This window comes from Moraxella sp. CTOTU47915, from assembly GCF_031986685.1.
Taxonomy (GTDB): Bacteria; Pseudomonadota; Gammaproteobacteria; order Pseudomonadales; family Moraxellaceae; genus Faucicola; species Faucicola tetraodonis.
Genome location: NZ_DAMAAE010000006.1, coordinates 43,676 through 55,993, shown reverse-complemented (window position 1 = coordinate 55,993; position 12,318 = coordinate 43,676). Strand labels below are relative to the sequence as shown.

At 45.4% G+C, this 12,318-nt stretch carries 11 protein-coding genes; 7 read left to right on the top strand and 4 right to left on the bottom strand.

What is annotated here, in order from left to right:
• Positions 1-218 precede the first annotated feature (218 nt).
• Complete coding sequence (hflX, locus tag RTL34_RS06350; protein WP_065253315.1) at positions 219-1,586, bottom strand: ribosome rescue GTPase HflX; 1,368 nt, start codon at positions 1,584-1,586, stop codon at positions 219-221.
• Between the two features lie 417 nt (positions 1,587-2,003).
• On the opposite strand from hflX, the gene RTL34_RS06345 reads away from it, so the two are divergent.
• The 7 genes from RTL34_RS06345 (at position 2,004) to RTL34_RS06315 (ending at position 7,797) form a co-directional block, all read left to right on the top strand.
• Positions 2,004-3,002, top strand: a complete 999-nt coding sequence (locus RTL34_RS06345) for a GNAT family N-acetyltransferase (protein ID WP_312115540.1) — start codon at positions 2,004-2,006, stop codon at positions 3,000-3,002.
• A gap of 146 nt (positions 3,003-3,148) precedes the next feature.
• Positions 3,149-4,027 (top strand): lysophospholipid acyltransferase family protein, encoded by an 879-nt coding sequence (locus RTL34_RS06340; protein WP_312115538.1) that lies wholly within the window; start codon positions 3,149-3,151, stop codon positions 4,025-4,027.
• 450 nt (positions 4,028-4,477) lie between these two features.
• Entirely contained in the window at positions 4,478-4,840 is a 363-nt protein-coding gene (locus RTL34_RS06335; protein WP_007117205.1) for a roadblock/LC7 domain-containing protein, read from the top strand.
• 88 nt (positions 4,841-4,928) lie between these two features.
• Positions 4,929-5,423, top strand: a complete 495-nt coding sequence (locus RTL34_RS06330; RefSeq protein WP_050324728.1) for a PAS domain-containing protein — start codon at positions 4,929-4,931, stop codon at positions 5,421-5,423.
• Complete coding sequence (locus tag RTL34_RS06325) at positions 5,423-6,169, top strand: phosphate/phosphite/phosphonate ABC transporter substrate-binding protein (RefSeq protein ID WP_312115534.1); 747 nt, start codon at positions 5,423-5,425, stop codon at positions 6,167-6,169. The genes RTL34_RS06330 and RTL34_RS06325 overlap by 1 nt, the downstream gene beginning before the upstream one ends.
• A gap of 206 nt (positions 6,170-6,375) precedes the next feature.
• Entirely contained in the window at positions 6,376-7,008 is a 633-nt protein-coding gene (locus RTL34_RS06320; protein WP_312115532.1) for a hypothetical protein, read from the top strand.
• A gap of 111 nt (positions 7,009-7,119) precedes the next feature.
• Positions 7,120-7,797 carry a hypothetical protein gene (locus tag RTL34_RS06315; protein ID WP_312115530.1) on the top strand — a complete coding sequence of 226 codons (678 nt, stop codon included), beginning with the start codon at positions 7,120-7,122 and terminating at the stop codon, positions 7,795-7,797.
• A gap of 78 nt (positions 7,798-7,875) precedes the next feature.
• Here RTL34_RS06315 and fkpB read toward each other — a convergent pair whose 3' ends face one another.
• From fkpB to ileS, 3 genes are read right to left on the bottom strand one after another with little or no spacing between them, the layout of a single operon-like run.
• A complete protein-coding gene (fkpB, locus tag RTL34_RS06310; RefSeq protein WP_065253310.1) occupies positions 7,876-8,370 on the bottom strand; it encodes an FKBP-type peptidyl-prolyl cis-trans isomerase in 495 nt (164 codons plus the stop codon).
• Positions 8,371-8,393: 23 nt separating this feature from the next.
• A complete protein-coding gene (gene lspA / locus RTL34_RS06305) occupies positions 8,394-8,942 on the bottom strand; it encodes a signal peptidase II (protein WP_312115529.1) in 549 nt (182 codons plus the stop codon).
• Positions 8,935-12,264, bottom strand: a complete 3,330-nt coding sequence (gene ileS / locus RTL34_RS06300; RefSeq protein WP_312115720.1) for an isoleucine--tRNA ligase, N-acetyltransferase domain-containing — start codon at positions 12,262-12,264, stop codon at positions 8,935-8,937. Before ileS ends, lspA begins: the two co-directional genes overlap by 8 nt.
• Positions 12,265-12,318 lie beyond the last annotated feature (54 nt).

Sequence of the window (12,318 nt, the reverse complement as noted above, 5' to 3'; positions counted from 1 at the left end):
AATAACCCCCAAAATAACTGAAAAAAATCTGATAGCGCAACGGGCGACATGACAAAAGAATGACAAATTGACGAATATATTTTTAAGATTTAATCAACTTATGGTCAATAAGCGCAGTTTATCGCGTGGTATGGTCATTTATTCAGCCAAAAAAAACCTGCACCAACTTAAATTTTGATACAGGTCTACTATTGTTATATTGTTAAATGGCTAACAAGTTATGTCTCGTCGGCGGTATCCAATGGCTGCTGTAGTAATTGTTCAAATGGTTCAAGCACTGGCGCAAGCAGTTTGGCTTGTGCTTGCGACAACACTTCCTCAGGGGCGATACCAAATTCACCCAACAACTGCTTAAGCTTGTCCACCGACATCATGGCAGTCAGTTTGGTTTGACCTGTTTCATCATAGCTGAGGTCTTCAATCACTTCTAACTTATGCAGTTCGTGTTGCAATTGTCCAAAATTGGCGGGTAAGGTTAATTCAAACCGCTGTAATTGACCTACCAATAACTGCTGCACGGCAAGGGTGAGTTGCTCGATACCTAATTGCTCATGGGCAGAGACATACACCCGATTGGGCTTGGCTTTATCACTATAACCGATGTGCGGCGGCTCACCTGTGAGATCAATTTTATTAAACACATTTAGCACAGGCACTTGATTATCAATTTCCGCTAACACGGATTGTACCGCGGCGATTTGCTCATGCATGTCTTCACGGTGACTATCAATGACATGCAGTAACAAATCTGCCTCTAAGGTTTCTTCTAGCGTGGCATGGAAGGCTTCCACTAGCTCATGCGGCAAATGACGAACAAAACCGACCGTGTCGACAAGTACCACCTTACCCACGCCTGACCATGACACACTCCGTAACGTCGGATCAAGCGTCGCAAATAGCTGATTGGCGGCATAGGTGTTTTCATGGGTCAGGGTATTGAACAAGGTAGATTTACCCGCATTGGTATAACCCACCAATGAAATTGTCGGTACTGATGATTTTTGGCGTTTGGCACGACCTTGCGCGCGGGTTTGTTTGACCTTATCAAGCTTGGCTTTGAGCTGCCCGACACGCACTTGTAACAAGCGTCTATCGGTTTCAAGCTGGGTTTCGCCTGGGCCGCGCAGACCAATACCGCCTTTTTGGCGTTCCAAGTGCGTCCAGCCGCGTACTAAGCGAGTCGCTAAGTGATTGAGCTGGGCAAGCTCAACTTGCAGTTTACCTTCGTAGGTTCGAGCACGCTGGGCAAAAATATCCAAGATAAGACCCGTTCTATCAAGTACACGGCACTGTACCAAGCGCTCAATATTACGCTCCTGCGATGGGGTCAAACTATGGTTAAAAATGACAATATCTGCCTCATATTGCTTGACAAGTTCCCCGATTTCTTCAGCTTTACCCGTACCCACAAAGTATTTGGCGTCAGGCTTAGACCGCGTACCTGTGACCAAGGCTTGTTTTTGCGCCCCAGCCGAATCCACCAGTAATTCAAATTCTTCCAAATCGTCTGGGTCATTGAGATGGGTAATATTTAAATGGACTAAGATGGCTTTTTCACCACCTTCATAACGCTCAAAATACTCCAATGATTTATCCTTTCGTTGTGAGTGTAAAAGTGTGTCTGTATCTAAATGTATTATCTAAGTCTATTAAGTTAAACATTCGCTTAACTTAAATAGTCGATAGCCGCGTTAGAAAAAGCGCTAGACACGATAGAGGGATTATGTCTATCAATATAAGGTTTTTTTGCAGAACTTTTAGTCAAATTTACAATTAGTAACTTAAAACGGGGGTAAAGGCGAAGGTTTGGTCATGGTTTTGCCATGAAAACGTCATTGAAACGACACGGGTGTCACGCATACTGAATTCATCCAGACTGACTAACCATCCAATTAGATGATGGGGGCTTTGTAGCTTTGAGAATGAGTCAATGACAAGCTAAGGCATTTTTCGCTCAGCAGCTGGCCAATGCCATAGCAAAAACCACCCTAGGTAACCGTAAGATGACTGATTTTGTAGAACAAGCTAATTTTCTAGAACAAAATAACGGCGCCAAATTATACGAAGATATCGCCACTTATCCTGTTGATAGTCTTTTTAATACCCAGTTTGTTGCGCAGTTACTGGCACATAATTTTGCTGATATAGCAGTGGTAGAGACGCTAGCCCCGCTGGTCAAGCCAACGATTAGCCGCCCAAGCGCGCGTCATCGCCCGTTATTTAAGTCAGTGATTATTAACGTGAGCGAGGATAAGTTTTCGCTACAAACCCAGCAGCATTTACTCAATGCCCAGCGCCTACGCACTTTGACCTTTACCCAAGCGTTTTCAGTAAGTTTTGCGGGATTTCATCCAAGCTCAGAGCAGCCGCTAGATCGGGATGATTTTGATAATTATTGCACCCATGTGGTGGTGTATGACGAAACCAAGCAAGATAGCTTTGGGCAGCCACTCGCGGTGGCAACCACCCGATTATTGGATAAAAACGGCGCGATAAAAGCTGGGCAGTTTTATAGCGAGCATGAGTTTAGACTGGGTCGCTTGCTCGATGATTACCCCTATAATGTGCTAGAAATCGGTCGCACCTGTGTGCACCCAGATTACCGAGGTATTACCACAATTAATCATTTGTGGGAATCCATCGCGGCAGTCGCCAAAGCTTACAATGTCAATGCGTTTATGGGCTGTGCCTCAGTTCCGATGGAAGAGGGCAATGTGCAAAACTGGTTAGATCATCAGCTTGATAGTACCAAGTTAGATGTCAAAGTGACCCGTAAATTGCCAGAAGACAAATTATCCGCTATCGACTTGGCGCAAGTGGCTGATGTGGACTTGGCGAATCCGCAAAATTTTGCCTTGCCAGCGCTGTTAAAAATGTACGTCAAAATGGGCTGTAGTCTTGGCGCAGCGGCTTGTTATGACCCTGAGTTTGATTGTGCCGATGTGTTTGTTTGGTTGCCATTTGAACAAGTCAAACCGCGCTATCAGCACTATTTACACTAACCGGTTTATTAATAAAGGCAAAGGTGCTAATCTTAACCAAGATAAATCCTGTTTGCTGATCTTTAAAAGTCAAACAGACCTAATAAGCCGTGTGCCCAATAATTTGCTATACTACATCCACAATTTTTCACTCACATATTTACCTTATGCAAAAATCTAACCGTAAAACCGCGCCATCGGCGTTGACGATCAGCAGACTACTTAGCGAAACAGCAAAACAACTGCGACAACCTGCTACCTATAGTAAAAAGAATTTGGCGACCCAGTGGCAACGCAGCAAACGCGTTGTGAATTTAATGGCAGCGATTCAAACAGGGGTTGGCTATGCGTGGCAGATTAGCCGCACACCGAATCCCGATAATCAGCAAATCATCCAACAGATTCAAAAATTCTGTAAAAAATCGCTTAAATCGTTAGGCATTGAGGTGATTGCACTTGAGCCAATACCGACACATCACGCGCTATGGGCGAGCAACCATATCTCTTGGCTCGATATCCCTGTGGTGGGTAGTATTGTACCGACCTTCTTTTTGTCCAAAGCCGAAATCGCGCATTGGCCGGTGATTGGTTGGATGGCGACCACCGCCCACACTTTATTTATCCAGCGCGGTTCGGGCGATACCAGCAAAATCAGTGAGCAGATGAGTGAGTTTTTATCACAAGGCTCACCCGTGGTTTTCTTCCCAGAAGCGACCACCACAGACGGTACAGCGATTAAACGTATTTATGGCAACTTGTTGCAGTCTGCGATGGACAGCCAAGTGCTCATTCAACCGATTGTGATTTGCTATGTCAACCAAGATGGCGAACTTGACCAAAACATTCCGTATTATGGCGATATTGGGTTGATAGATAGCGTCAAACGTGTACTCGATAACCGCCCTGCCAAAGCCTATGTGTTGCCGTTACCAGCCATTGACCCTGCGGGTAAAACCCGAAACGAAATTACCGCCATCTTGCAGCAGCGCATGGTGGATGGACTGGCGCGCTTGCATGGGCAAGTGCTTCACCCTAAACAGCCTTAATCGTTACGACTATAATTAAGTAGAAAAGCCAAGCTGCCATCACCTTGGCTTTTTTTTATCATGTGAATATCACAGACGCTCACTAAATTTTTTCAGTCAAATAGCATTGTAATAAAAGGTAAAAATTTCACCAAATCTGTTATTATGTACGTAACAAAACGTTATATGACAATCACTTGCGATTAAATACTCGCTACAGCGGTTAAACCGTTAACCTGCATCAATTACCCATGAGCCACGCTTAATCGAACCGTCACTGGACAACGTTTCTTATCTATTTTTTTGCACGACTATTTTATACGATTATTGTTGCACCGTTATTTTTACACTTTGCCCACCACAATGATGAATGAGTTTAATACCGATTGGATGAGCGCAAGCTTGTGGTTATTTTGCCCCGTAAATTTTTTCACTACCCCTCTAAATTTGTTTACTAAAAAGGTTCTTGATATGCGTACCGATATGTTCCAACAAATCTTAAATGACCTAAACAGCTCTTCAGCAGACGTAGAAGCCTCTGCGCTGATTTCAACCGATGGTTTGATGATTGCGTCAGCCTTGCCAGCGGGCATTGATGAAGACCGTGTCGGTGCGATGTCAGCCGCGCTACTATCGCTCGGTGACCGTGCAGGTCGAGAACTAGCGCGTGGCAGTATCGAGCGCGTCATGGTGCAAGGCGAAAAAGGCTATGTGATTATGTCGGCATCGGGTACAGAAGCGGTATTGACCATTTTGACCAAACCAAATGCCAAATTGGGTCTGGTGTTCTTGGATATGAAGCGTGCGGCTGAAGCCTTATCAAAACTTATCTAAAACTTATAAACATTAAAAAGTTTCCCCTTTTCAGCCAATCACTAATATTAGCAACCGTGACTCAATCAAAAATTTATAAGGAGAGGTAATGAAATCTGTACAATTACCCGATATGGACAAACCGGCGGGCGATGCCACAGCGCATCGTCTGACTTACTCAGATGGCTTAAGTCGTGTCGTTTATACCACCGAAAACGAGCTACCTTACCCAGATGGCAAACTTATCGTTTCACGCGTGGATTTAGATGGCATTATCACCCACGCCAATGACGCCTTCGTGGATATCAGTGGCTATAGCCGTGATGAATTAATTGGCGCGCCGCATCATATTTTGCGACATCCACAAATGCCAAAAGCCGCCTTTAAAGACTTGTGGCAAACAGTCGAAACAGGCAAAAAATGGCATGGCTATGTCAAAAACTTGTGCAAAGATGGCAGCTACTACTGGGTGTATGCGACAGCTGTGCCCAATATCCGCCATGGCGAAACGGTTGGCTATACCTCGGTACGACGCAAACCATCACGCAGCAAAATCGCACAAGCTGAAGCACTGTATCGCAAAATGCTAGAGGAGCAAGCCTAATGACAATTAATTTACTCATTGCGCCTGACTTCGCGCCTGAGCGTTTTGCAGGCTGGCATATGCTCAATACACTGCTACAAAAAAAATCTGGCATTCACATTCACTTACTGACACCCGCGTCTGCGCATGAACAAAACGACTTAATCCAAGCGCAAAACGTGGATATTATCTATGCCAATCCCTTCGATGCAGCGACAATGATTCGGGAGCAGGGTTATCGTGCCGTGGCGCGTCCACTGGGCAAATCTGATGAAATGGTGATTGCGGCAAAAGCCGATAGCGGCATTGCAGCACTTGATGATTTAAAAGCAGGCTGCACCATTGCCATGGCAGATAACCGTGATGTCAAATTGATTGGGCTTCGTCTGCTAGAAGCTGTGGATTTGTTAGAAACGGACATTACTTGGAAAGTTACCGAGACTTACCAAGCCGCTGCGCGTAATTTGATTAAAGGCGAAGCCGATGCGGCATTCTTTTTATCTGAAGTTTATCATAGCTTGTCACGCTTGACTTTATCGCAGATGCAGGTATTAATTGAAAGTGATTTGAGCGATATCAGCCATGTGTTACTGGTTAAAGAGAGTTTTGCCGACAGTGAGCCATTTATCGATGCTTTATTAAGTTTAAAAGACACCGCAGAGGGCAAAAAAGTCTTACAAGAACTGGGGATAAGTGACGGTTTTGAGCCGATGACCCAAGAAGATGGCGAGTTTATGATTGATTTAATGGATACCTTATTGGATTAATCAGTCAAGCTTGTCATCTTGCCCAACAGCGCAATTCATGTTTAGATGGAGTTGCGCTTTTTCTATGCTGAAGCGTTTTGATTGCAATCGGGTTTAATAGTATAGTAGGGGATAAATGCGGCAGTTTTTCACAGCGCTAGTCATTAATACCTCACCCTTGTCACATAACTTTTTATATAATTAGGCTAATTTTTTGAGGAATCAGCATGTATTCATTGTCGAATCGTAATCGTAGAAAATTTCAAAAACATTGGCTTAGTTTTCGTCTTTATAGTCGACAAGTAATTGACCAACCGATGAACATGGATATCCACACCAGTCGCATTATGGCAGCGATGGAGCTTGATGAAAAAGAGCCGTTGCAAGGTGCGTTAGCCGATATGTTTTATGGTTGTTGGTTTGACGTGCCCTATTTTGGTGACCGTATGCTCAACCAAGTGAGAGAAAAACTAACGCCAACGCTGCTACAAGGGTTTGACCAATGCGTCAATCATGGTGAGTATGTGTTTAAAGTCAGCAATCTTGCCACGCGCTGGAGTGTATTGGTATCGCCTTCAATAGTCACTTATCAGCATCAGCTGCGTGTGTCCACCGATGACTCAAAAGTAGTTGCACAAACGACGATTGCTGCGTTATTAGATATCATGGAAGAAGAGGACGACCCTGAAGACCAAGCCGAGCAAATTGCCGAAATCGAAGAAGAATTCTTTAACCATTGTCTTGTTTGTCATGACCGATTGGCATTTAGCATGGTTTGGTGGGAAATGTCAAAAAACAAATGGGATTTTAATGACAAATGGCTTGAGACCAAAGAATATTTTGCCAAGCAAGCCGCTTAACCTTAACCGAATCGATAATTTAGCAACCCAACCGATGAATGAGCTTTTGCATTCACCAACGCTATCATACAACATTACCTTCGCCGTCTATCAAAATTTAAGGAAAACACCATGCCAGAACAAAACGACACCTATGTAATTTTAACGCCTGCCGGGGTATTGCATAGTTTTTCAAGCGCCAATCCCTCAGAGCAGCAACTAGCCTTACAAGCGGTGCTCGCCCCTGAAGAAAGTATGACGGCACGGGAATGGGGTGAGCGTTATAGTGACACTTGGTTAGATATGTTTATCGAAGAAGGTTGGATTGAAACCATTGAAAAGCGGGTGGTCGCTCCGCATGTGCAGCTGGATAATTTCTTAAAATATGTAGCAGCGAGTCTATCGGGTAGTCGCCGCGTCGTAATTGCGTCAGATGAAGGCTTCTGTCTAGCAAAAATGGGCTTTACCCAGCAACAAGCAGAGACGCTGTCGGTAGCCGCCGCCGATTTTTATGGCTTTTTAGAGCGCCAACAGCAGCGTGGTTGGGCGGTACATGGCTATGGGGTGTCATTTTTTACCAGTATTGATATGTTGATGCCCAATACCAGTATTGTGTTTTTATGGATCAACAAAACGGGCTATTTCTTGATTATTGAAGATGAGCCGCTCATCAATAACCGCGCTTTTGTGGAATTGGTGTGGGGTATTAAAGCGACGGGCGAACGGTTTGAGCAACGTGCAAGACTGGCAGAACAATCAGACGCTAAAGAAGGTGATGCGGCAGACGATGACACCCAAACGGTTAACTGATAGACTGTAAAAAACCGCTGAGAGTTAATCAGCGGTTTTTTATTAAAAGCTTCCATTTAGCTGAATGCCAGATGAATGTCAGCTTAGTGTGATACCTTTACTGTCTTTTGGCGTCACTCTAAAAATCTGCACTTTAAATAGTATATTTTGACCTGCCAATGGATGGTTAAAATCCACTTTGATGGCGTCTTCAGTGACGTCACTGACCACACCCACGAGCGTGGTTTTGCCTTTGTCTTCAAATTCCATCATGGTACCGACTTCAGGCAAATTGCCCGTCACTGCAAACTGCGCATGACTAAAAGTCTGTACGTTATCAGGGTTCCACTCACCAAAGGCTTCGTCAGGCGACAGCGATGCGGTGCGCGTATCGCCGGCTGTCAAGTTGATGAGTACCTTCTCAAACCCTTCAAGCAGGCTACCATCACCCACTACCAAGCGAACAGGTTCGCCACGCTCAAAGGTTGAGTCGATGACGGTGCCATTTTCTAAGCTGACCTCAAAATGCAAATCAACGGTTGAGTCTTGAGTGATGCGGGTTTGTTCATTTGGCGTAATAATGTCATGATTCATGCGGTTGTTCATCCATCTAAAAATTAAAGGGTGTTACGTTTGGATTCTAATAAAAACGCATCGATTAAAATCAACGCAACGCCAATATTAATCGCCACATCAGCGATATTAAAAATCGGGAAATGCCACGCATCGCCATAGTGGACATGCAAGAAGTCAATCACATAGCCCAAACGTACCCGATCAATCAAATTGCCCAAAGCACCCGCCATCACCAATGCCAAGCCCAAAGCCAATAATTTGGCTTGTTGGGGTATTTTGCGTAGATACGCCATGATGCCAAGGGAAACAGCCAGTGCCAGTCCGCTAAACAGCCATTTTTGCCAGCCGCCTTTATCTGCCAAAAAACTAAACGCCGCGCCATGGTTGTGGGCAAGGGTAAAGTTAAAAATCGGCTCAATAATCGCCGTGGTTTGGTACAGCTGGTAGTTGTGCTCAAAGTACAACTTAGTGAGTTGGTCAATAATCATTGCCAAAACCGCAATAGCATACCACATCATGGCTTTGTTGCCGTTGATGGGTAGGGTAGTAGATGAATGAGTGGCAGCAGTCGTTGCCTGTGTATTAGGCATAATGACGTACCTCGCCTTGACCTTCGACATTCTCGACGCAGCGACCACAGATTTCTGGATGGGCAGGATTGATGCCGATATCCTCGCGAATGTGCCAACAGCGGATACATTTTTCACCCGTGGCAGGCTTGACCACTACCGCAACTTGGTTATTCGAATCAGTGGCTTCATCGGTAAAGGTCACATCGCTTGGTTGGTTGGTTAATGCCGCTACATTGGCTTGGCTTGAAATCAACACAAATTTGAGTTCATCGCCTAATCGATTGAGTGACGCCATGGTAGTATCTGGTGCATACACGGTGACATTGGCCGATAAATTGGCATTAATCACTTTATCGGTGCGCGCAATTTCATAGGCTTTGTTGACGGTTTCTTTGACATTCAAAATCGCTTGCCAATCCGATTCGCTCACGTCATCCAATACCACTGGTGGGAATTCATACCATTCTTCGGTAAAGATGTAGCCATTGCCATTGCTTGTATGCGGGCCTTTTAAGATTTCCCAGGCTTCTTGTGCGGTGAATGACAAAATCGGTGCAATCCAGCGCAGTAACGCATGGGCAATATGATAAATTGCAGTTTGTGCTGAGCGGCGCGCTTCACCATTGGCTTTGGTGGTGTATTGACGGTCTTTGATAATGTCTAAATAAAAACCGCCCAAATCTTGTGAACAAAACCCCACCACCGCTTGACACACTTGGTGAAAATCCATGTTGGTATAAGATTGACGAATGTCAGCTTGTACCGCTTCAGCGCGTTTTAAAATGTACTTGTCAAGGCTGACCATATTGCTAGCATCCACCATGTCGGTCGCTGGGTCAAAGTCGTCTGTGTTCGCCAGTAAAAAACGAATGGTGTTACGAATACGGCGATACATATCGGTAGTGCGCGCAAAACCTTCAGTCGATACCGCCATCTCGTAACGGTAGTCACTTGAGCCGACCCATAGGCGCACGATATCAATGCCATATTTATTGGCAAGTTCTTGCGGCTCAAAACCTTTGGTATTGCCTTTGGATTTTGATAATTTATAGCCTTTGGCATCTACGGTAAACCCGTGCGTCAACACTTGCTTGTACGGTGGACGACCATAAATCGCTTCACTCACCAAAAGCGACGACTGGAACCAGCCCCGATGTTGGTCAGAGCCTTCAAGGTATAAATCCGCAGGATTGGCCAAGTCAGGACGATTGGCGAGCACGGCAAAATTGGTCGACCCTGAGTCAAACCATACATCTAGCGTATCGGTCGATTTTTGATACGCTTTAGCATCGTCCCCGATAAAATCTTCAGCCGCGGCATCAAACCACGCTTCCACACCACCTTGCTCAATCACTTGCGCGACTTTTTCCATCAGCTCAGCCGTATTTGGGTGCAAATCGCCCGTGTCTTTATGGATAAAAAAGGCAATCGGCACGCCCCAAGTACGTTGGCGGCTGATACACCAATCTGGGCGACCATGCATCATCGATTCGATGCGATTTTGTCCCCAACTTGGCGTCCATACCACCTTTGGAATATCGGTCAACGCTTGCTCACGCAGACCTTGGCTTTCCATGTTGATAAACCATTGTGGCGTTGAGCGGAAAATAATCGGCGTTTTGTGTCGCCAGCAATGCGGATAGCTGTGAGTAATCACGTCATGCTTGAGCAAATGGTCACTGGTTTTGAGCGTTTCGATGATTTTTGGTTGCGCTTTATAAATATGCTCGCCGACAAAAACTTTGGCTTCAGGCAAATACACGCCATTACCTGCGACTGGGTTTTCGGTAGGCAAGTGAAATTTTTGCCCGACCATATAGTCATCGACGCCGTGCGCGGGCGCAGTGTGTACCAAACCCGTACCGCTATCTGCCGTCACGTGGTCGCCTGTAATGATTGGCACTTGGCGCTCGGCAATCAGTGGATGCTGGGCTTTAAGTACGGTTAACGCATCGCCTTTCACGGTCGCCAACACACTGTATTCTTTGGCGTTAAACACACTCATTAAATGCGGGACTAAATTGTAAGCGACAATTAAATGGCTGATTTTCGGCTGTGGTTTTTCGCCTGCCATTTGATAAAACAAGCGCTCGCCCAAACCGTTGTCAGCAGTTTTGTGATAAGTTGCGCCAATTTTTTCTAACGCTTTGGCCGAACGCTGATTATCGGGGGCAACATGAAACCAAATCGTTTCTCGCTGCGGTTGGGCATGACTTAGCATCGCCGATTTAATTTCAGCATTCGCCCCTTTTCCCCAATAATCACGGGTCAAAAAGGTGTAGCCAATGGCAATCGAATTTTCTTCAACGTTATCATCATAAAAACGGGTCGTGCCGATAATGTTATTGGTTTTTTTATCGACAATCACAAAGGCTTTTTGTTCAAGGGCTTTTTTGAAATACGGCTCAAATACCGCAGGTTCGTGGCGTTTTTCCGGTAACGATTCCCAAATCAAAGGGTCAGATGCACTTGCCTGTAAAGCGGTTTTATCGTCTTTGGTTAAACGGCGAAGTAAATAATTAGGCGTGTCTAGGGTGGTAGGAATAGCAAAGGCTTGTTTGTTAAACGTGACTTTTACCACGGAGTACTCTAGCTCAGAGCTTGCGGTAATCGCCTGATTGGCAGGCAACGTCCAAGGCGTGGTGGTCCAAATCACCGCCTGTAAAGCGCCATCAATCGCTTTAGTCGCCGCTAATGCTTCACGGTTGACGACATCAAAACCGACATAAATCGCATCGGATTTTTTATCTTCATATTCCACTTCCGCTTCCGCGAGCGCCGAACCACAATCCAAACACCAATTCACCGGTTTCATGCCGCGAGTGATATGCCCGTTTTTGTAGATTTCTGCCAATGCACGGACAGTATCAGCTTCTTGCTTGAAGTTCATGGTCAGATAAGGATTTTCCCAGTCACCCAGTACGCCCAAGCGTTTAAAGTCAACCATTTGCAGGTCAATTTGGCTTTTGGCATAGTCACGGCAAGCGCCGCGAAACTCGGTTGACGTCACGATGGCACCGTTTTTGCTTTTATCTTTATGGGGTTGACCCACTTTACCGATAATGCCTTCTACCTTTTGCTCAATCGGCAATCCATGACAATCCCAACCCGGTACATACGGCGCGTCATAACCGTCAAGCGTCTTGTATTTGACAATCATGTCTTTAAGCACTTTATTCACCACGTGACCCAAGTGAATCTGACCGTTGGCATAGGGTGGGCCATCATGCAATACATACTTTTCACGACCTTGACGAGCGCGACGAATTTGGGCATACACATCGTCGGCAAACCATTGTTCTAGCCATTTAGGTTCGCGTTTGGCAAGGTCGCCACGCATGGGAAATACGGTATCGGCAAGGTTTAGGGTGTCTTTATAGTCGATTGACTGATT